General features: G+C 68.7%; 18 protein-coding genes. 7 read left to right on the top strand and 11 right to left on the bottom strand.

Annotated elements, in window-relative coordinates; genetic code table 11:
• Positions 1–5 precede the first annotated feature (5 nt).
• The gene (locus tag ASD72_RS12265) at positions 6–3086 is read right to left on the bottom strand and encodes a TonB-dependent receptor (protein ID WP_056880211.1); all 3081 of its coding nucleotides are present in this window, start codon (positions 3084–3086) and stop codon (positions 6–8) included.
• Positions 3087–3124: 38 nt separating this feature from the next.
• Positions 3125–4480, bottom strand: coding sequence for a dicarboxylate/amino acid:cation symporter (locus ASD72_RS12260; RefSeq protein WP_056880210.1), 1356 nt, complete (start codon positions 4478–4480; stop codon positions 3125–3127).
• A 137-nt stretch (positions 4481–4617) separates the two neighbouring features.
• On the opposite strand from ASD72_RS12260, the gene ASD72_RS12255 reads away from it, so the two are divergent.
• Complete coding sequence (locus ASD72_RS12255) at positions 4618–7260, top strand: PAS-domain containing protein (protein WP_155944624.1); 2643 nt, start codon at positions 4618–4620, stop codon at positions 7258–7260.
• Positions 7261–7281: 21 nt separating this feature from the next.
• Positions 7282–8196 carry an AEC family transporter gene (locus ASD72_RS12250; RefSeq protein WP_056880208.1) on the top strand — a complete coding sequence of 305 codons (915 nt, stop codon included), beginning with the start codon at positions 7282–7284 and terminating at the stop codon, positions 8194–8196.
• 1 nt (position 8197) lies between these two features.
• Here ASD72_RS12250 and ASD72_RS12245 read toward each other — a convergent pair whose 3' ends face one another.
• The gene (locus ASD72_RS12245) at positions 8198–8842 is read right to left on the bottom strand and encodes a response regulator transcription factor (protein ID WP_056880207.1); all 645 of its coding nucleotides are present in this window, start codon (positions 8840–8842) and stop codon (positions 8198–8200) included.
• Positions 8843–8890: 48 nt separating this feature from the next.
• Complete coding sequence (locus ASD72_RS12240) at positions 8891–10141, bottom strand: flavohemoglobin expression-modulating QEGLA motif protein (protein ID WP_056880206.1); 1251 nt, start codon at positions 10139–10141, stop codon at positions 8891–8893.
• Positions 10142–10244: 103 nt separating this feature from the next.
• Here ASD72_RS12240 and gltS point away from each other — a divergent pair, with 103 nt between their 5' ends.
• A complete protein-coding gene (gene gltS / locus ASD72_RS12235) occupies positions 10245–11447 on the top strand; it encodes a sodium/glutamate symporter (protein WP_056880205.1) in 1203 nt (400 codons plus the stop codon).
• A 150-nt stretch (positions 11448–11597) separates the two neighbouring features.
• Here gltS and rsgA read toward each other — a convergent pair whose 3' ends face one another.
• Positions 11598–12731, bottom strand: a complete 1134-nt coding sequence (rsgA, locus tag ASD72_RS12230; RefSeq protein ID WP_056880204.1) for a ribosome small subunit-dependent GTPase A — start codon at positions 12729–12731, stop codon at positions 11598–11600.
• A gap of 91 nt (positions 12732–12822) precedes the next feature.
• Here rsgA and ASD72_RS12225 point away from each other — a divergent pair, with 91 nt between their 5' ends.
• Together ASD72_RS12225 and ASD72_RS12220 are read left to right on the top strand one after the other, a co-directional pair.
• Entirely contained in the window at positions 12823–14103 is a 1281-nt protein-coding gene (locus ASD72_RS12225; RefSeq protein ID WP_056880203.1) for a pyridoxal phosphate-dependent aminotransferase, read from the top strand.
• Between the two features lie 198 nt (positions 14104–14301).
• Positions 14302–14955, top strand: coding sequence for an SGNH/GDSL hydrolase family protein (locus ASD72_RS12220; RefSeq protein ID WP_056880202.1), 654 nt, complete (start codon positions 14302–14304; stop codon positions 14953–14955).
• A gap of 3 nt (positions 14956–14958) precedes the next feature.
• On the opposite strand, the gene ASD72_RS12215 is transcribed toward ASD72_RS12220, so the two are convergent.
• Entirely contained in the window at positions 14959–15786 is an 828-nt protein-coding gene (locus tag ASD72_RS12215; protein WP_081420311.1) for a polysaccharide deacetylase family protein, read from the bottom strand.
• 50 nt (positions 15787–15836) lie between these two features.
• Here ASD72_RS12215 and grxD point away from each other — a divergent pair, with 50 nt between their 5' ends.
• Positions 15837–16766: a Grx4 family monothiol glutaredoxin gene (gene grxD / locus ASD72_RS12210; RefSeq protein WP_056880200.1), complete on the top strand. Its 930-nt coding sequence runs from the start codon at positions 15837–15839 to the stop codon at positions 16764–16766.
• Between the two features lie 148 nt (positions 16767–16914).
• Here the strand turns inward: grxD and ASD72_RS12205 are convergent, their stop codons facing one another.
• From ASD72_RS12205 to ASD72_RS12190, 5 genes are all read right to left on the bottom strand, one after another.
• Positions 16915–17454 (bottom strand): DUF924 family protein, encoded by a 540-nt coding sequence (locus ASD72_RS12205; RefSeq protein WP_056880259.1) that lies wholly within the window; start codon positions 17452–17454, stop codon positions 16915–16917.
• A complete protein-coding gene (locus ASD72_RS20975; RefSeq protein ID WP_155944618.1) occupies positions 17451–17744 on the bottom strand; it encodes a hypothetical protein in 294 nt (97 codons plus the stop codon). The genes ASD72_RS12205 and ASD72_RS20975 overlap by 4 nt, the downstream gene beginning before the upstream one ends.
• A 34-nt stretch (positions 17745–17778) precedes the next feature.
• Positions 17779–18126, bottom strand: a complete 348-nt coding sequence (locus tag ASD72_RS12200) for a VOC family protein (protein WP_235578003.1) — start codon at positions 18124–18126, stop codon at positions 17779–17781.
• 93 nt (positions 18127–18219) lie between these two features.
• Positions 18220–18639, bottom strand: coding sequence for a hypothetical protein (locus tag ASD72_RS12195; protein ID WP_056880198.1), 420 nt, complete (start codon positions 18637–18639; stop codon positions 18220–18222).
• A 47-nt stretch (positions 18640–18686) separates the two neighbouring features.
• Positions 18687–19463 (bottom strand): AMP nucleosidase, encoded by a 777-nt coding sequence (locus tag ASD72_RS12190; protein ID WP_056880197.1) that lies wholly within the window; start codon positions 19461–19463, stop codon positions 18687–18689.
• Between the two features lie 113 nt (positions 19464–19576).
• On the opposite strand from ASD72_RS12190, the gene ASD72_RS12185 reads away from it, so the two are divergent.
• Positions 19577–20998 (top strand): amidohydrolase, encoded by a 1422-nt coding sequence (locus ASD72_RS12185; RefSeq protein WP_056880196.1) that lies wholly within the window; start codon positions 19577–19579, stop codon positions 20996–20998.
• Position 20999 lies beyond the last annotated feature (1 nt).

Genomic DNA, 20999 nt, shown 5'->3' with positions numbered 1-20999 from the left:
CTTCCTCAGAACGATCGGGCGATGTTGACGTAGAAGTAGCGGCCCCACGGATTGTGCAGCGAACCGCGGTAGCCGCCATCGGCCAGCGCCGGACCTTCGTCGGTCAGGTCGCGCACGCCCAGGCGCAGCGCGGTGCCGTCGGGGAAGCGGTATTGCCCGTACAGGTTGTGGAACAGGCGATCGTCCACCACCCACGGGTCGCCCGACGCGCCCAGCAACTGCGGCTGTTCGAACGAACTCATGTACTGCGCGGAATACCCGACGCGCCACGGCCCCTTGTTCCAGGTCAGCGAACCGCTGGCGCGCCACTCCGGACGACCGTTCTGGCCGATCAGCTGGCTCGGGTCCGGCAGGGGCGTCAGCGGATCGATGGTGCCGGCGGCGCGCGCCGCATAGAGCGCGTTGACGATATCGCCCGGATCGCGGGTGAATTCCAGCAGCTTGGTGGCGTTGAGGCTGGCCGAGAAGCTGCCGAAGCGCGTGCGGCGCAGCGACCAGTCCATGCCGATGTCCAGGCCGCCAGCGGTCTGCGGCTGCAGGTTGATGAAGCGGTCGTTGATCGCGATGACCTGGCCGACCGGATCGATGCCGGTGCCGGCGAAGAAGTCGATGTCTTCCTGCGTCGCCGCGGCACGCACGACCAGCGGATTGCTGCCGCCTTCCACCCGGTTGAGGTAGTCCAGCGTCAGCGCGGTCTGCGCGCCGAGCAGGCCGACGATCTGCTCCTGCTTGATCTTCCAGCGGTCGACGGTGAAGGTGAAGTTGCCGAAGCGCTCGGGAATGAAGGTCGGCTGGAACACCACGCCATACGAGGTGTTGGTGCTCTCTTCCGGCTCCAGGTCCGGGTTGCCGGCCACCAGCAGCGAGGCGCCCGCCGTGTTCTGCCCGCAGGCGCTGAACGAGGCGATGCGGCCGGCGCGCAGGTCGGCTTCGCAGCGGATGTGGTCCACGCCGCTGGCCAGGCGCGAATACTGGGTGGCGTTGGTCTGCTCCAGGTTCGGCGCGCGGAAGCCTTCGGAGTACGAACCGCGCAGGCGGACGCCTTCCACCACGTCCCACGCCAGCGCGACCTTGGGCTTGGCCACCGAACCGAAGTCGGAGTAGTGCTCGTAGCGGCCGGCCAACTGCATGTCGAGGCGGTGCACCAGCGGGATGTCCATGTCGGCCGAGACCAGCGGCACCGCGAACTCCACGTAGGCCGAGCCCACGTTGCGCGAGCCGCGCGTGTCGGGATTGGGGCTCACGGCAGCCACGTTGCTGAGGTTGGTCTCGCCGGTGACCATGTCGGTGAACGTGTAGGTGCCGTCGAGGTTGGCGTCGCGGTCGTCTTCCTGCGTCTCGCGGCGCGCCTCGGCACCGAAGGCGACGCCCACTTCACCGGCGGGCAGTGCGAACAGGTCGGCGCGGCTCATCTTGAAGTCGGCCATGGTCAGCGTGGTGCGCGACTTGCGGACCAGGTCGAACACGATGGCGTCGATCGCCGCCTGCGAGCTGGGCGAGCAGTCGCTGTGCATCGGCGTGCCCACGCAGCCGCCGCTGAACGGGTTGTACGCATCCGGCGTGGCCAACGCGAGCTGCTGCTGCAGCGCGGTCATGTTGATGTTGGGCGACCGGTCCTTGGCTTCGGCCTCGGAGTACAGCAGTGCGGTTTCCCAATTCCAGCCGTTCCACTCGCCGCGCAGGCCCGCCAGGAAGCGCGCCTGGTAGTTCTCCACGCGCACGCGCTGGAAGCCGGTATCGACGTAGCGGTAGTTGCTCATCTGCACCGGCAGGCCGGCGGCGGGCACGTTGGTCAGGCCCGGCAGGCGGTTGGGGTTCGGCGTGCCGTCCGGCAGCGTGGTCGCGCCGAAGGGATTCCAGTAGTTGCTGGCGGGGATCCACAGGCTGTTGAGGTTCACCACCGGCGGCTGCAGCGCTTCGCTGACGGCCTGGTAGTAGCCCACTTCGCCGAACGCTTCCACGCCGTTGTCGAGCGCGTAGTGGCCGGTGAGGTAGGCGTTGAAGCGCTCCACCGACGGCCGCACCGTGGTGCCGTAGCGCGTGTCGTAGCGCATCTCGCGGTTGGTGGTGTTGAAGTTGTGGTTGCCGCTGGCCAGGCAGAGATCGTTGCCGAGGCTGACGCCGCAGCCGAAACTCGACGGCTGGATGCGGAACGCGCCGGCGGTGTTCGTCACCGCCACGCCGTTCGAGCGGATCACCGCGCGCGGACCCACGGTCAGGCGCGCCCAGGGCGTATGCGAAGAGCGGCCATCGAGCGCCGTCAGGCCGGCGAAGTCCGGGTAATCGGCGAACAGCGCGCGCAGGTCGTCGGTGGAGGTGAATTCCTGGTCCGCCGCCATCAGCTCGGAACGATCGGTGTAGTTGAGGAACACCGACACGTTGCCGCGATCGAAGTTCTTGCCGGCGAAGACATTCGTCTCGAACTCGTTCATGCCGGTACCTTCCGCGGTGCCGTAGCGCGCACTGGCGCTGACGCCGTCGAAATCGGTCTGCAGCACGGTGTTGACCACGCCCGCCACCGCGTCGGCACCGTAGATGGCCGCCGCGCCGTCCAGCAGGATCTCCATGCGGTCCAGGCCTGAGACGGGGATCGCGTTGGAATTGAAACTCTGCACCGGCACCGTGCCGGTATCGGACGTGCCCTGGCTGGTCGGGTGCTGCACCAGGCGGCGCCCGTTGAGCAGCACCAGCGTGTTGCCGACGCCGAGCGAACGCAGGTTCACCGAATTGACGTCGCCGCGCGCGGCATTGCTCGTCTGCGGGTTGTTCGACGCATCGAACAGCACGTCGCCCATCTGCGGGATGGTGCGCATCAGCTCGTCGCCGGAGATCGCACCGGCGGCATCGATCTGTTCCGCACCGATCACCAGCACCGGCAGCGCATCGGTGGTGGCCGCGCCCTGGATGTGCGAGCCCACCACGACCACCTTGTCGAGCGTCTTGGCGTCGTCGGCAGGCGCGGCTTCGGCCTGTGGCGCGGGCGCGGCCGGAGCCGGCGCGTCCTGGGCCGCGGCCGCATGGATGACGGCCAGCAAGGCCAGGGTGAGACCGCTCCGCAATGGGGCGGCGCGTCGGTTGGTATGCATCGTTCAGTCCCTCCTCTGAAGACGTGGTGTGGCCGGCGTCAGTCGGCCGTGAGTCGTGTCGGGTCGCCCGGGCCTGCGGCCGGATCGGGCGCGGCGGCGATCGGTGCGGACGGCCCGCCCAGCGCGCGCGCCAGTGCGTCGCGGTCCAGCGCGTTCTCCCAGCGCGCGACCACGAGCGTGGCCACCGCGTTGCCGGTGAAGTTGGTCAGCGAGCGGCATTCGCTCATGAAGCGGTCGATGCCCAGGATCAGCGCCATGCCGGCGACGGGCACTTCGGGCACCACGGCGAGCGTGGCGGCCAGCGTGATGAAGCCGGCGCCGGTGACGCCCGCGGCGCCCTTCGAACTCAGCATCGCGACCAGCAGCAGCATGATCTGGTGGCCGAGGCTCAGCTCGGTGTTGGTGGCCTGGGCGATGAACAGCGCGGCCAGCGTCATGTAGATGTTGGTGCCGTCCAGGTTGAACGAGTAGCCGGTGGGCACCACCAGGCCGACGACGGACTTCGATGCGCCGGCGCGCTCCATCTTTTCCATCAGCGACGGCAGCGCGGATTCGGACGAGGACGTGCCGAGCACCAGCAGCAGTTCGGCCTTGAGGTAGCGGATCAGGCGGAAGATCGAGAAGCCGCACCACCACGACACCAGGCCGAGGATGACGATCACGAACAGCAGCGAAGTCAGGTAGAACGAGCCGACCAGCCACGCCAGGTTGACCAGCATGCCGACGCCGTACTTGCCGATGGTGAAGGCGATGGCGCCGAACGCACCGATCGGCGCGGCGCGCATCAGGATGTGCACCAGCCGGAACACCGGCGCGGTCAGCGCCTCCAGCAGGTTCAGCACGGGGCGGCCCTTCTCGCCGACCAGCGCCAGCGACAGGCCGAACAGCACCGCCACGAACAGCACCTGCAGGATGTTGTCGCCCACCAGCGGGCTGACCAGCGTCTTCGGGATGATGTCCATCAGGAAGCCGACCAGCGACAGCTCGTGCGATTTCTGCACGTAGTCGTTGACCGCGGCCTGGTCCAGGTCGGCCGGGTTGATGTTCATGCCGGCGCCCGGCTGCACCACGTGCGCCACGATCATGCCGACCACGAGCGCCAGCGTGGAGAAGAACAGGAAGTACACCATCGCCTTGGCGAACACGCGGCCCACGGTGCGCAGGTGGGTCATGCCGGCGATGCCGGTGACGATGGTCAGGAAGATCACCGGCGCGATGATCATCTTCACCAGCTTGATGAAGGCGTCGCCCAGCGGCTTCATCGATTCGGCCAGCGCCGGCTCGAAATGGCCCAGCGTCGCGCCCAGCACGATGGCCACGATCACCTGGAAGTACAGCTGCTTGTAGAGCGGCTGCTTCGACGGCGGCAGGACGGGCGCTTCGGCCAGGTGCATGGGGAACTCCGGAACGGACGGCGACGCCGCCCGGATCGGCGGCCGGCATGTTGTACCCCTGCTTCGCCGCGGCACCGATAACCTATTGGTACTAGCCCGCGCCCCGGCGGCGGCGTCCCCGTAGACTGGCCGCCATGCTGCGCACGCGCCGCCACCGCCAGACCCTGCTCGTCGTACTGCTCACCGTGGGCGGCGCGATGCTGGCGATGGCGATGGCCTACCGCTGGGCCGGCGCGCGTGCATTGCGCGACGAAACCGCCCAGTTGCATCGCCAGCTGGACCTGCATTCGCAGGCGCTGCAGCAACGCATCGACCGCTACCGCACGCTGCCGCAGGTGCTGGCCCAGGATCCTGACCTGCGCCAGGCGCTCGCCGCGCCGGTGGACGATGCGCGCCGCAACGCGCTCAACCAGCGCCTGGAAGACGCCAACAGCGTCACCCGCTCCTCCACGCTCACCCTGATCGACCGCCACGGCATCGCGCTGGCGGCCAGCAACTGGCGCGAGCCCACCAGCAACGTCGGCGAGGACTACAGCTTCCGCCCCTACGTTCAGCAGGCGCTGCGCGACGGCCGCGGCCAGTTCTACGGCATCGGCCTGACCACCGGCGAGCCCGGATATTTCCTGTCGCAGGCCATCACCGGACCCGATGGACAGGTGGCCGGCCTGGTCGTCATCAAGATCGAACTCGATGCGCTGGAGCAGGAATGGCTGCAGACGCCGGACATCGTCCTGGTCAGCGACGCGCACGACGTGATCTTCCTCGCCAGCCGCGACGAGTGGCGCTACCGCACGCTCCGCACGCTTACCGACACCGACCGGCGAGAACTCACCACCACCCGCCAGTACGCGCGCCAGCAACTCTCGCCGCTGCGCGTGCAGGCGCTGCCCTCGGATGCGGGCGACGCGCGACGCGTGCGCTTGCTGGACCCACCGCTGGCCGACCCGGTGCTGTGGCAGTCGATGGCGCTGCCCGAAGAGGGCTGGCACCTGCACCTGCTGCACGACGCCTCGGCCACCGTCGCCGCCGCACGCACCGCGGCGATCGCGGCCGGTGGCGGCTGGTTGGCGCTGTCGTTCCTGGCGCTGTTCATGCAGCAACGCCGACGCCTGGCCGTGCTGCGCCAGCGCAGCCGCGCCGAACTGGAAGCCGTGCTGCAGCAGCACGCGCAGGAACTACGCACCGCGCAGGACGGCATCGTCGAAGCCGCGCGCTCGGCCGATGCCGGCCTCAGCCGCAGCCTGGAGCACCTGCCGCAGGGCGTGGTGATCATCGATGCCGACTTGCGCCTGGTGGCGTGGAACTCGCGCTACATGGACTTGTTCCGCTTCCCGCCGGACCTGATCCACGTCGGCCGGCCGATCGAGGATGTGTTCCGCTTCAACGCGCGACGCGGCCTGCTCGGGCCGGGTCCGGTGGAAGAGGCGATCCAGCGCCGACTTGAGCATCTGCGCAGCGGCAAGCCGCACATGCGCGAGAGCGAGAAGGACGACGGCGTGGTGCTGGAGATCCGCGGCAACCCGCTGCCGGATGGCGGTTTCGTCACCAGCTACGCCGACATCACCAGCTACAAGAACGCCGCGCGCGAACTGCGTTCGCTGGCGGACGCGTTGGAGCACCGCGTGGAGGAACGCACGCGCGCGCTCGCCGATGCGACCCAGGCCGCCGAAAGCGCCAACCGCTACAAGACGCGCTTCGTGGCCTCCGCGGTGCACGACCTGCTGCAACCGCTCAATGCCGCCCGCATGTTCGTCTCCGCGCTGCGCGGCCGGCTGCCGGACGAGGAAGCGCGCCGCATCGCCGACCACGTGGACAACGCACTGGTCGCGCAGGACGCGATCCTCAACAGCCTGCTGGACATCGCGCGGCTGGAATCCGGCGCGCTGCCGACGCGGGTGCGCGACTTCGCCCTCGCGCCGCTGCTGGAAACGCTGGCGCGCGAGTTCGGCATCGTCGCGGCGGACCGCGGGCTGGTGCTGGACAGCGTGCCGACCGGCGCCATCGTGCGCAGCGACGAAGCGCTGCTGCGGCGCATCCTGCAGAACTTCCTGTCCAACGCGATCCGCTACACGCGGCGAGGCCGCGTGCTGCTCGGTGTGCGGCGCATCCCGCAGGGCGTGCGCATCGAAGTGCACGACCAGGGCCCCGGCATTCCGGAAAGCCTGCAGGCGGAGATCTTCGAGGAATTCCGCCGGCTCGGCGACGGCGTGGTGAACGATCGCGGCGCCGGCCTGGGCCTGGCGATCGTGGAGCGCATCGGCCGGCTGCTCGGGCACCGGATCGGCCTGCGCTCGCAACTCGGACGTGGCAGCGTGTTCTGGGTGGAACTGCCGCGGGGGGCGGCCGACGCGGCGACCCTGGAACCGGCATTCCCCCTCGTCGAAAGCGACGACGGCTCGCCCCTGCGCGGCCGCCGGGTGTGGTGCATCGATGACGACCCGCGCGTCTGCGAAGCCACGCGCGCGCTGCTGCAACGCTGGGAATGCGAGGTGCCGTTGGCCGCCGGACCCGCCGACGCACTGGCCGCTGCCGCGCCGGGGCAGGCGCCGGACCTGCTGCTGCTCGACGTGCGCCTGGGCGACACCGACGGACCGACGGTCTACACCGCGCTGTGCGAACGCTGGGCAGCCTCGCCGCCGGTGATCCTGGTCACCGCCGAACGCGACGATGCCTTGCGCGCGCATGCACAGGCCTACGGTTGGGGTTTCCTGTCCAAACCGGTGAAGCCCGCAGCGCTGCGCGCGCTGATGACCCAATTACACGTGCGACGCACGCGCTGAGGATCGATCGATGGCCCCGCGATGCTGAGCTACGTCATCCCCGTCCTGGCCATCGTGCTGCTTGGCGCCTGGTTGCGGCGGATGCGCGGCGTCCCCGACGGGCTGTTCCCGGCGATGGAGTGGTTTTCCTTTTACGTGGCCTTCCCGGCGCTGCTCTTCGTCGGTGCCGCGCGACTGAAGCTTTCCGCCGCCGATGCACTCGATCTGTCGCTCGCGGCCCTGCTGCCGACACTGCTGCTGACGGCGGTAGTCCTGCTGGCACTGCGGGCAGCGCCGCAGCTGTCCGGCCCCAGCCGCTCCTCCGTCGTGCAGGGCGCGGTCCGGCCGAGCAGCTACTTCGGGCTGGCCGTGGCGGCGCTGCTGTTCCCGCCCGAGACCACCACGATGGTGATGCTGGCGCTGGCGATCTGCCTGCCCGTGGTCAACGTCATCGCCGTCGTCGCGCTGGCGTGGTGGGGCAGCGGCGACGCCAGCGCGCGCGGCATCGCCCTCGCGCTGGCGCGTAACCCCATCATCCTGTCGACCCTGGCCGGCCTGCTGTTCAACCTCAGCGGCCTGCCGCTGCCGGTGCCGCTGGCGGCGGCGCTCGACATCCTCGCCGATGCCGCGCTGGCGCTCGGCCTGCTGTGCGTGGGCGGCGGCCTGCAGTTCCGGCGCGATCACCTGCGCCCTGTGCTGCTGGGCGCGACGTCGGCACTGAAGTTGCTCGCGCTGCCACTGCTCGCCGTACTGGTCTGCCGATGGCTGGATGCCAGCGCGTCCGTGACGACCGCGGCCTGCTTTTACGCCGCGCTGCCGACCGCCTCCAACGCCTACATCATGGCGCGGCAGATGGGCGGCGACGCGCCGTTGATGGCCTCGCTGGTGACGTGGCAGACCTTGTTCGCGGCCGCCACCGTGCCGTTGGTGATGCAGTTGCCGCGCTGGCTGGGCTGACTCATTCCGCCGGCGGGCCTTCCGGCTCCAACGACTTCACCAGCACCGCGGCCTGGGTGCGGCTGTGGCACTCCAGCTTCTTCAGGATCGCGGTGACGTGCACCTTCACGGTGTTTTCGGCCAGGCCGAGTTCGTGCGCGATCTGCTTGTTGAGCAGGCCATCGGCCAGGCACAGCAGCACGCGGAACTGCTGGGGCGTCAGTTGCGCCAGCCGCGCCGCCAGCGCGGCGTCCTGCTCGGAGCGTTCGGCCGTCAGCGGCGGGAACCAGGCCCCGCCCTCCAGCACCGCGACCACCGCTTCACCGATGGTGTCCGCAGGCGAGGACTTCGGAATGAAGCCGGCCGCGCCGAACTGCTGCGCGCGGCGGATCACCCGCGGATGTTCGTTCGACGAGATCACCACCACCGGCACTTCGGGATGCTCGCCACGCACATGCAGCAGCGCCGAGAAGCCGTGCGCGCCCGGCATGGTCAGGTCCAGCAGGACGAGGTCGGTGTCCGGATGCTGGTCCAGGGCCTGGCCCAGCGCGGCGGCGCCCGCCGCTTCCGTCACCGTGGCGGCCGGCAGCGCCTCGCGCAGGGCGTGGATCACCGCATTGCGGAACAGCGGATGGTCGTCGGCGACGAGGATGGCGGGCGCACTCATGCCGCCAGTGTGCCATCCGGCGCAGGCCGGACGGTTAGCACTTTGTGGCTAGTCGGCGGACACCGCGTCCGCCGACAACCGGTCCAGGCGGATGCGGTTGGCGAACAGCGAGAACGCCAGCATGCCGGCCAACCCGCTGGCGCGGCTCACCCAGCGCGGCAACCAGCGCGGCGGCGCCAGCACGCCCGATTCGAACAGGGGCTCGAAGCCCGCGACATCCTCCAGCGTCATCTTGCCGGCGAACAGCCGGCGGCACAGGCGCAACCGATCCTGCTGCAGCGAATGGCGGAAGAACGTGTGCACGCCGACCAGCCCGCGCAGGTACACCGTGTCCTTGGTGAACGCCGCGCCGCCGCTGGTAGGCACGCCGCGGAACACGCGCTGCGCCGACGAGAAGCTCTCGGCCGGGTTCTGTCCGGCGTCGGCGAAGTAGCGGAACACCTCGACGAAGTCTGCGCCGGCCAACGCCATCGCCACCGCTTCGATGCGCAGGCTGATGCGCTTCATCCGCTCGATGTCAATGCTGCCGGTGATCTGCTCGGCGAACGTCGCCAGCCCTTCCTGGGTCGCGGTCACCCGCGGCGAGGACAGCGCCAGGCTCGGCAGGTGCACCTGCTCGCGGCCGTTGAGCGCGGTCAGCGAATGCACCAGCGCTTCGTGCTGCAGCAACTGGCGGCGGTCGTAGTCGCTGAAAGCGGCACCGTGGCGCAGGCGGATGCGGGTGGCGCCGGCCGCCGCCTTCGCGATCAGGGTGGGATCGAGTTCGACGGTGATGACGCGGCCGTCGAAGAAATCGTCCAGGTCCGCCTGCAACTGGAGCTGCAGGGCCGTGGCGGAGACCGGGATCTGTTCCTCCGGCGCCAGCAGCTCGTGGTCCAGGTCGTTGGCGATGGTGATGAAGTGCCGCGCAGCATCGCGCGTGGTGGGGCCGTCGCCGGGCAGGCATTCCTCGGGAGTACCGAAGAGGGCGATCGAATGTGATGTGACCTGTGGCGACCCCAGCGATTCCAGCAGCTGCGCGGCGATGTCCCAGCTATGTGCGGATTCGCGCAGATAACGGCCCAGGGGGTGCGCTTCGTCCGCGGCGGCCGACACGGCGGCCAGTTCGCGCCGTGCATCGCCGAACTCCAGTTTCGGATACTCGATCACCGGCAGCACCGGCTGGCCGCGCGCCACGCCCGCCAGGAACGGGGCCTGCGCGTCGGCGGGCCAGCTGGCCAGGCTGAGCAGCTTGATCCCGCGCACGGCCCTGACCAGGCGCGCGTCGAGCGCGGCATGATGGACGATGTCGGCCTGCATGGTGTCCTCCCTCCAGTCACTTTAGCCCAACGCGTGAGGCCGCCGTCACAAGGGGCCGCGCCTGCACTATGCTCGGCACTCTTCCATCGGTTGCGGGGGCAGCATGCTGGAACTCGATGCGGTACAGACACTGGCCTTTGCGGGCCTGGCGCTCTTCCTCGGTTACGCCTTCTGCCGTTTCATTCCCGTGCTGTCCCGTTACAACCTGCCCGCGCCCGTCATCGGCGGCTTGGCCGTGGCCCTGGCGGTCCTGATCGCGCGCAACCACGACGTCACCCTGTTCACGCTGGACACCAGCCTGCAGACGCCGCTGATGATCGCCTTCTTCACCACGATCGGCGTCAACGCCAGCGTATCGCTGCTGCGCATCAGCGGGCGCCAGGTGATCATCTTCCTGTTGCTGGCCACCGGCTTCGCCGTCGTGCAGAACCTGCTGGGCATGGCGGTGGCGCTGGGCTTCGGCCTGCATCCGCTGTTCGGCGTGCTGGCCGGCTCCACCACGCTGACCGGCGGCCCGGCCACCGGCCTGGCCTTCGCTCCACTGTTCGAACAGGCCGGCGTGACCGGCGCCGAGTCCATCGCGGTCGCCTCGGCGATGGCGGGCATCATCTGCGGCGGCCTGCTCGGTGGCCCGGTGAGCACCGTGCTGATCCGCCGCCACCGGCTGTACGGCGGGGTGAAGCTGGGCGCGCCGGACGAATCCGCCGCCGAGCCCGCCGGCGCGCGCGACAAACCCGACTTCGCCACGCGCGAATCCGACGCGCTGAAGAGCGTCGTCGTCATCCTGGTGGCGATGTGGCTGGGCGCCGGCGTCAGCGCCGGGCTGAGCGCGGCCGGCCTGACCCTGCCCGCCTACGTCGGCGCGATGATGGTCGGCGCGCTGATCCGCTGGTTCGACGACCGCACCGGCTGGCTCCGCCTGCCCGTGGCCACCACCGACCTGATCGGCAACGTGTGCCTGGCGCTGTTCCTGGCGGTCGCACTGATGAACCTCAAACTCTGGGAACTGTCCGGACTGGCCGCGCCGCTGCTGGTGAACCTGGCCCTCCAGGTGATCGTGGTGGCGCTGTTCTGCGTGGTGGTGTTCCGGGTGATGGGCCGCGACTACGACGCCGCGGTGATGGGCGGCGGCTTCATCGGTTTCATGCTGGGCACCACCGCCAACGCGATGGCGGTGATGCGCACGCTGGTCGAACGCTACGGCATGGCGCCGCGCGCCTTCCTCGTGGCGCCGCTGGTAGGCGCGTTCTTCATCGACTTCACCAACGCACTGATCATCACCGGCTTCATCAATCTCTGGGATTGATCGATCTCTGCAATTGATCGCCCGTTGAGTTTATCGACCGTCATCCCGGCGAAAGCCGGGACCCAGTGACTTCCGCGCACGTTCTTCGTCACCCCCACTCCAAAGACGCTGGGTCCCGGCTTTCGCCGGGATGACGGTGTGGGTGTGAGGCTATCGCTTGCCGTATTTGTCGGTGAGGCGCTTGTTCAACGCCTTGTTCTGCACCTTCGCGTTGGCCTTGTCGGCCAGGCGCGAGGCCAGTTTGTCGGCAGCCGCAGCCACTTCGTCGCGCAGCTTGAGGTAGTTGAGGAAGCGGCCTTCGTCCAGTTCCTCGCGCTCGATCGCCGCGCGCACGGCGCAGCCGGGCTCGCGATCATGCGAGCAGTCGCGGAACTTGCACTGCTCGGCCAGTGCCTCGATGTCGGCGAAGCCGCCGTCGGCCAGGTCTTCCTCGCCGGTGGGCTTGAGTTCGCGCATGCCGGGCGTATCGATCAGGCAGGCGCCGGCCGGCAGCGGAATCAGCGCGCGGAAGGTGGTGGTGTGGCGGCCGCGCGAATCGCTCTCGCGCACTTCGCCGGTCTTCATGCGTTCGTCGCCGAGCAGGGTGTTGGTCAGCGTGGACTTGCCCGCGCCCGACGAACCCACCAGCACGACGGTATGCCCCGGCTCCAGCCATGGCGCGAGTTGCGCCACGCTGGCGGCGTCCTTCGCGTTGACCGTGAACACCGGCACGCCCTGCGCGGTGAGGTCGGCCAGCACCTCGACCGCATCGTCCGCATATTCGGTACGGTCGGCCTTGGTCAGCACGACGACCGGCTGCGCGCCACCGCCGCCGACCAGCAGCAGGTAGCGCTCGATGCGGCGCGGATTGAAGTCGGCATCCAGGCCACAGACGATGAACACCGTATCGATGTTCGCCGCGATCACCTGCTGGTGGTAATGCTCGCCGGCCGCGCCGCGCTTGATGCCGGTGTGGCGCGGCAACAACGCGACGATGCGCGGCCGCTTCGAGGCGGCGTCTTCCAGCAGCACCCAGTCGCCGACGGCGGGGCGCTCATGGGCGGGGAAACGGGGGCGCTGCCACTCCGGCAGCGATTCGGCCTTCACGCCCACGCCGGGCGCGTCGGCGACCACGTAGCCGGAGCGGTGCTGCTCGATCACCCGCGCCGGGGTGGCATGCGGGTGGGCGGCCATGGCGTCCCGCCATGCGGCATCCACCGGCTCCCCCGTGTACGGCCAGCCGATGGCGCGCAGAAGGGTGACGTCGGGCACGTTCGGGACGGGGGTTTCGGGCATGGCGCGCATTCTAGACGGGGGCTGAAGCCGGCGGGGCCGGGCAGGCTAAATATCCGTTAAGCTGGCCGTCCCTCCTCCTTGTGCCCCCTGCGGTCCCGCCATGTCCACCCCGCCCGTCAAACCGCTCGCCACGCGCGAACGCCTGTCCGAAGTCCGCTACGAAATCCGGGGCGAACTGGCACGGCGAGCCCGCGAGCTGGAGGCCCAGGGGCAGAAGCTGATCAAGCTCAACATCGGCAACCCGGGCGCGTTCGGTTTCCGTGCGCCAGAGCATCTGCAGCGTGCGATCGCCGACGACATGGGCCGTACCGACCCCTACACGCACCAGCAGGGCCTGCCCGCCGCGCGCGAAGCGATCGCCGCCGCGTACGCCAAGCGCGGCGCGCCCGATGCGCACCCGGACCGCGTGTTCGTCGGCAATGGCGTGTCGGAACTGATCGACCTGTCGCTGCGCGCGCTGCTGAATCCGGGCGACGAAGTGCTGGTGCCCTCGCCGGACTACCCGCTGTGGTCGGCGGCCACCATCCTCAACGACGGCCGCCCGGTGTATTACCGCTGCGATCCGGAGAACGACTTCCAGCCCGATCCGAACGAGATCGAGCAGCTGATCAGCTCGCGCACCCGCGCCATCGTGCTGATCAATCCGAACAACCCCACCGGCGCGACCTACTCGCGCGAGCTGCTGGAGCGCATCGTCGCCATCGCAGCCAAGCACCGCCTGCTGCTGATGGTCGATGAGATCTACGACCAGGTGCTGTACGACGGCGCGACCTTCGTGCCGGTCGCCCCTCTCGCGGGCGACGTGCCCTGCATCACCTTCAGCGGCCTGAGCAAGGTGCACCGCGCCTGCGGCTGGCGCGTGGGCTGGGGCGTCGTGTCCGGCCACGGCGACGTGGTGCGCGACTTCCTGCATGCGATGGACCTGCTCAGCGCGCTCCGCCTGTGCGCGAACGTGCCGGGCCAGTACGCCATCGAGGCGGCGGTCAACGGCCCCGATACCATCAGCGCGCTGTGCGCACCCGGCGGCCGGCTGTACGAGACCCGCCGCGCGGTGATCGACGCCTGCGACGCCAGCCCGTACCTGGACCTGGTGAATCCGGCCGGTGCGCTGTACGCGTTCCCGGCGGTGGTCGGCGATGCCGCCAAGGGTTTCGACGACCACGCCTTCGCGCTGGAACTGATGGAAACCGAAGGCGTGCTGGTCGTGCCGGGCTCCAGCTTCAACGTGCCCTATCGCCACCACTTCCGCGTCACCCTGCTGCCGGAAGCCGCCACGATGCGCGAAGTCTTCGCCCGCATCGACCGCGCCCTGTCGCGCCGCGCCGAGGCCGCCACCAAGGTCGTGCCGATCAAGGGCAAGCCGCGGCCGGCAGCGGCGTAACGCGCGTCGCCATCCCACTGTAGGAGCGACGTCAGTCGCGACCGCACGCCATGACGCATCCCTCGATGCGTGATCGAGCGGAGGCGGGCGGCATCCACCAGTGGCGCTTGAGAGGATCGACATCGTCCTGGCTGTGCTGGTTCGCGGTCGCGACTGACGTCGCTCCTACAACAGGCCAGAAGGGCGCATCATGCGTCCATGACAACGATCTCCGCCCCGCACACCACCGCCCTCACCACCGAGCTGCGTTACCTCGCGCTCGGCGACTCGTACACCATCGGCGAGGCCGTGGACGAGGCAGGCCGCTGGCCGATGCAGCTGGCGCGCCTGCTGCGGCGGGAAGGCGTGCTGGTCGGCGACCCGCGCACCATCGCCACCACCGGCTGGACCACCGACGAACTCGACGCCGCGATCACCGCCGCCGAACCCTTGGGCCAGCACGACTTCGTCAGCCTGCTGATCGGGGTCAACAACCAGTACCGCGGCCGCGACGTGGAGGAATACCGCACGCAGTTCGCCGCGCTGCTGTGGCGCGCCATCGGCTTCGCCGGCGGGCGACCCGACCGCGTGCTGGTGCTGTCGATTCCCGATTGGGGCGTGACCCCGTTCGGCGCGCAGTCGGGCCGCGATATCGAGCAGATCGCGCGCGAACTCGATGCCTACAACACCGCCGCACGCACCGTCTGCGCGCAGCGTGACGTCGCCTTCGTCGACATCACGCCGGTCAGCCGCACACGCGGCACCGAAGCTGCGATGGTGGCGGACGATGGCCTACATCCTTCGGCGGCGATGTACACGGAATGGACGCGACTGGCGTTTCCGGTGGCGCACCACCTGTTGGCCGGCCGCTAGGCGTCAGGCCACTGCGACCGCGGGCATGCGCAGGCCTTCGGGCTCCGGCACCACCGTGCGGTAACCCTGCGCCTCCAGCCACGCCAGCAGCTGCGCCAGGATCGCCACGTTGTGGCCGTGCGTCGCGCCTTCGTGCAACAGCACGATGGCGCCGGGCGCGATGTCGCGGGTGATGCGCGCGAGCACCTTGCTCGGCTCGCAATCGACGCCATCGAAGCCGCGCGCACTCCACGCCACGCGGGCGAGGCCGTGCCGCTTCAGCGACAGGCCGACGAAGGGATTGGTCATGCCGACGACACTGCGGAACCAGCGCGGGGTCTCGCCGGTGATCGCGGTGAGGATCGATTGGTTGCGGCCGATCTGGTCTTCCATGGCGCCGGGCCCCAGGCGCCAGAAACGCGTGTCCGGATGCGAGGCGCTGTGGTTGCCGATGCCGTGGCCGCGGTCGCGGATGGCCTGCACCACCGCGGGCTCCGCCTGCGCGCGCTCGCCGACCACGAAGAAGGTGGCTTTGGCGCCATGCCGGTCCAGCAGGTCCAGCATCGCCGGGGTCTCGTCCGACGGGCCGTCGTCGATGGTCAGCCAGACCACCCGCTCGTCCGTCGGCAGCCGCGACAGCGCCGGGCACAGCAAGGTGGCCCGCGGGTACAGCGTGGCCCAGACCACCGTCAGGTGGGTCGCCAGCATGGCCGGTGCGCCCACGGTCCAGCCCCAGCGCCACCACAGCCAGGCCACGCCCACTTGCGACAGCGCCAGCAGGCCCAATATCAGTCCGGGATGGCGCGGCGGACGATGCAGTGTTCCTGTCGTGCTCATGCCCCATGATGACATGGGGCGTAAAATCCCTTCTTCAGAGTCCTTCACGCATTCCGGTACCCGACATGTCCCTCGACCCCGCCCTGCGCTCGCGCATCGAATCCCTCCTGCAGTCCAACCGCGTGGTCCTCTTCATGAAGGGCCAGCCGACCATGCCGCAGTGCGGCTTCTCGGCCAAGGCGGTGGGCGCGCTGTCGGCGCTGGGCGTGGACTACGCCCACGTCAACGTACTGGCCGACCAGGAGATCCGCGAAGGCATCAAGGCCTACGGCGACTGGCCGACCATCCCGCAGCTCTATATCGACGGCGAACTCGTCGGCGGCAGCGACATCATCGAACAGATGACCAACTCCGGCGAACTGGCCACGCTGCTCGGCCTGCAGGCCCCGGACCGCACGCCGCCGGCGATCACCATCACCCCGGCCGCCGCCGAGATGCTGCAGAACGCCGTGGCCGACGCCGGCCCGGGCGCCTCCCTGGCGCTGTCGATCAACGCGCAGTTCCAGCCGAACTTCCAGCTGGCGCAGTTCGACGCGAATGCGATCGCCAGCGAATCCAACGGCGTGCGCGTGCAGTTCGACCTGGCCAGCGCGCGTCGTGCCGACGGCATCACCATCGACTGGGTCGACGACATCCGCGGCAAGGGCCTGGCGATCGACAACCCGAATGCACCCAAGCCGGTGCAGGCGCTGTCGCCGATGGACGCCGACGCGAAGATCCGTGCCAGCGAAGTGCTGCTGGTGGACGTCCGTCCGGCCGACGAGCGCGCCATCGCCTCGGTGAAGCTGCCGTTCAAGACCTTCGACGGCAACGGCCGCGCCGAGCTGGAAGCGCTGCCGAAGGACACGGCCCTGGCCTTCCTGTGCCGCAGCGGCGGCCGCAGCCAGCAGGCCGCGGAAGAGTTCCGCGCACTCGGCTTCTCCAACGTCTACAACATCACCGGCGGCATCAACGCCTGGGCCGACGACGTGGACGGCACGATCAGCAAATACTGATCGCGCGTCGCGCAGGAAACGGAAAGGCGGGCTTCGGCCCGCTTTTTTTATGGTGGCTGTTGCTGGTGTGGGAGCGACGCAAGTCGCGATGGACCGTCGGTAAAGCCTCATCGCGACTTGCGTCACCCCACAACAAAGAAGCCGGCCGCTATCCGCGGAAGCCTCCGCCAGCCAGATAGTCGCGTTCTTCCTGCGTGGAGATGCGCCCCACCGCCTCGTTGCGATGCGGAAAGCGGCCGAAGCGGGCGATCAGGTCGTAGTGCAACTGCGCGTACTTCACGTAGTTCTCGTCGCCGGTGGCGCCAAACAGGTCCAGCGAGCGCTGCTGGTCGGCCAGCGCTTCGGAATGTTCGAACGGCATGTAGAAGAAGATCTTCAGCACAGGATCGACCTGCGCATCGAAGCCCGCCTCGATGGCGCGCGCGGCGTAATGCCGTGCCAACCCGTCGGTGGCGTAGGAGTGCGCGCTCTCGCGGAAGCAGTTGCGCGGGAACTGGTCCAGCAGCAGCACCAACGCCAGCGCACCGTCGGCATCGCCCATCCAGCCTTCCAGCTCGCGCCGCGCCGCACGGAAGTGCAGCCCGCGGAAACGCTGGTCGAAGTCGGCGTCGAACGCATCGTCGCTGGCGAACCACTTCTCGTAGCCGGCGTTCTTCCAGAAGGCGATGACGTCGTTGGATTCGTTCATGGTGTTCCCTTCGGCTCGCGTGAAGTATCGGTAGACGTCGCTCTGCATGCCCGGCCAGCAAACCAAACGGTCAAGCTGCCGACTATCAGCAATGGGAGACCATAGAAAACAACAACGTGGACCGCGGACATCTGGGCCGTACCCTCGAAGTCGCCCGGCGAGCGATTGAAGAACAGGAACGCGCACAGAACACAGACGAGAAGTCCCGTTGATGCGGCCATCCAGCCGATGGTGCGAGCGACGGTGATCAGTCTCACGCGCCAGTCCTGCACCTCTCTGGCCTCGTTCATGGAAGCACCTCGTGTTCGGATGGAGGGTCGGGCCTCACCCCGGAATGACATGCCCGATGCGCCACAGCACACCGGTCGGATCGATCAGGGTGAAGTCCCGGATCCCCCACGGCCGATCATCCGGTGGGCTGAGGCGGACGGAGAACCGGGCCACGACACCCGACGCTTCAACGTTCCGGTGCCAGTCGTCCGCATTCTCAACGAGCAGGTGCATGAAGAAATTCTCCGCATGCTCGCGCAGGTAGAAGTGCGACAGCAGGAACGCCGTCTTGCCGTGCTGGACATAGGCCAGGTCATCCGACTCCATCGACACTTCGAAGCCCAGCGCCTCGTAAAAAGCCACGGATTCGGCCAGATCCCGTGCGGGAACGAAGGCCTTCATCTCGATCGTTTCAAGATTCATGCAACCGGCTCCCTACGAGGTTGACGTTCGAGGCCAACCATAGCGCGAAGCGGCGTGGGCCTGGATGAACCGTCAGGCCTTGAACCGGCGCTCTGCATAGAGCGCCGGGTAGGATGCGCGCAACGCCTGGCGTACCGCATCGGTGGATCGCCGAAATCCCAACGCAAGCAGCAGCGTCCGGCCGTCGCGCCAGGAGAGCCGCACTTCATTGGCGGTGAAGAGCTGCCTCCGGACCTCGATCTTCTCCAGGTCGTCGACCGCCCAATGCCGTGAGGACTCGCGCCTGACCAAAGACGACGGATTGCTGTCCGGCGCATACGCCGCCTGGGCGGCCGCCTGACTGCCCGTACTCCCCAGGGCTCCGCCCTTGATGGATATCCAGATACCCAGCGGCTCGGCCTCGATGTGCGTCGGGTGCAAATGCAGAAGCCAGTTCTTGAACCCCCAGTGCGAGTAGAAGGGGCCCAGAACCGGAGCGTGCGGAGGCGACAAGGCTGAGGCGCCGGGCCGATCCGTATTGCCCACGGTGGAAGGCCCGGTCACTCGTCGAACCGCAGGTGCCGCACCGACTTCCCGTTGCGGCGGATCAGCTTCAGCGCTTCGATGCCGACGGTGATGTGGTTCTCGACGAACGAGGAGCTGACCTTGGCGTCGCTGGCTTCGGTCTTCACGCCTTCCGGGATCATCGGCTGGTCGCTGACCAGCAGCAGCGCACCGCAGGGAATGCGGTTGGCGAAGCCGGCGGCGAAGACGGTGGCGGTCTCCATGTCGATCGCCATGCAGCGCATCGCGCGCAGGCGTTCCTTGAAGGCGACATCGTGTTCCCACACGCGGCGGTTGGTGGTGTACACCGTGCCGGTCCAGTAGTCGTGGCCGAGGTCGCGGATCATCGTGGACACCGCGCGCTGCAGGGCGAACGCGGGCAGGGCGGGCACCTCCGGCAACAGGTAGTCGTTGCTGGTGCCTTCGCCGCGGATCGCGGCGATGGGCAGCACCAGGTCGCCCAGCTCGTTCTTGCGCTTCAGCCCGCCGCACTTGCCGAGGAACAGCACCGCCTTGGGCATGATGGCCGACAGCAGGTCCATCATCGTCGCCGCGTTCGGGCTGCCCATGCCGAAGTTGATCATGGTGATGCCGTCGGCGGTGGCGCTGGCCATCGGCCGGTCCAGGCCGACGATGGGCGCGCCGGTGAGCTGCGAGAAGACGTTGAGGTAGCCGCCGAAGTTGGTCAGCAGGATGTGTTCGCCGAACTGGTCCAGGGGCACGCCGGTATAGCGCGGCAGCCAGTTGTCGACGATTTCGTTCTTGTCCTTCATGGAAGCCTCTTTTTCTTGTTGTTGTCCGGCAATTCTGGCACGACTGCGGCGCGTGCACTTGGCAGGACACGCCGTCGCCGGTTAGGGTCGGTGTGTCTTCCAGGGGATACACCATGCGAACCACCTTGCTGGCCGGGCTGATCCTGGCCTCGCTGGGCGGCAGCGCGCTTGCCGCCGCGCCCGCCTCCCGCTTCACCCAGGACCCGTACCCGAGCACCTACCGCGCCGTGCCTTCGGGCCCCGTGCTGTTGGCCAATGCCACCGTGCTGACCGGTACCGGGGAGCGCCTGGACGGCGCCGACGTGCTGCTGGCCGACGGCAAGGTCGTGGCGGTAGGCCGCGGCTTGTCCGCGCCCGAAGGCGCTACCCGCGTCGACGCGACCGGCAAGTGGGTGACGCCCGGCCTGATCGACGTGCACTCGCACCTCGGCGTGTACCCCAGCCCCGGCGTGAAGGCGCACAGCGACGGCAACGAGATGACCGCGCCGGTGACGGCGAACGTCTGGGCCGAGCATTCGATCTGGGCACAGGACCCGGGTTTCCACACCGCCCTGGCCGGCGGCGTCACCTCGCTGCAGGTGCTGCCGGGCTCGGCCAACCTCGTCGGCGGGCGCGGCGTGACGCTGAAGAACGTCGCCTCCACCAGCTACCAGGGCATGAAGTTCCCCGGCGCGCCGTGGGGCCTGAAGATGGCCTGCGGCGAGAACCCCAAGCGCGTCTACGGCGGCAAGAGCGGCCCGGCCACGCGCATGGGCAACGTCGCCGGCTACCGCGCGGCCTTCATCGATGCCGCCGAGTACCTGAAGAAGAATGCCCCCAAGGCCCAGCAGCCGAAGAAGAAACGCTGGTGGGAGCGCGCCAGCGGCGGCGAAGGCACGGACAGCGGTGGCGATGCCGGCGGCAAGCGCGACCTGAAGCTGGACACGCTGGCGGGTGCGATCAACGGCGAGATCCTGGTGCACATCCACTGCTACCGCGCCGACGAGATGGCGACGATGCTGGACCTGGCCAAGGAATTCGGCTTCAAGATCGCCGCGTTCCACCACGGCGTGGAAGCCTACAAGCTGGCCGACCGGCTGGCCCAGGAGAACGTCTGCGGCGCGCTGTGGGCCGACTGGTGGGGCTTCAAGATGGAAGCCTTCGACGGCATCCAGGAAAACATCGCACTCGTGGATCGTCCGGCCAACAGCTGCGCGATCGTGCATTCGGATTCCGAGGAAGGCATCCAGCGCCTCAACCAGGAAGCGGCCAAGGTGATCGCGAACGCGCGCCGCGCCGGCATGGGCGAGATCGCGCCGGAGCGCGCGATCCGCTGGATGACCAGCAACGCCGCCAAGGCACTCGGCATCGCCGAACGCACCGGCACGCTGGAGGCCGGCAAGATGGCCGACGTGGTGGTGTGGAACCAGAATCCCTTCAGCGTGTACGCGAAGGCCGAGCAGGTCTACATCGACGGCGCCCGCCTCTACGACCGCAACGACCGCAGCAGGCAACCGGTCTCCGACTTCATGCTCGGCCAGGAGGTGACGCCATGAG

This window comes from Pseudoxanthomonas sp. Root630, from assembly GCF_001427585.1.
In the GTDB taxonomy this organism is placed as follows: Bacteria; Pseudomonadota; Gammaproteobacteria; order Xanthomonadales; family Xanthomonadaceae; genus Pseudoxanthomonas_A.
This window is presented reverse-complemented; position numbering and strand designations above follow the sequence as displayed.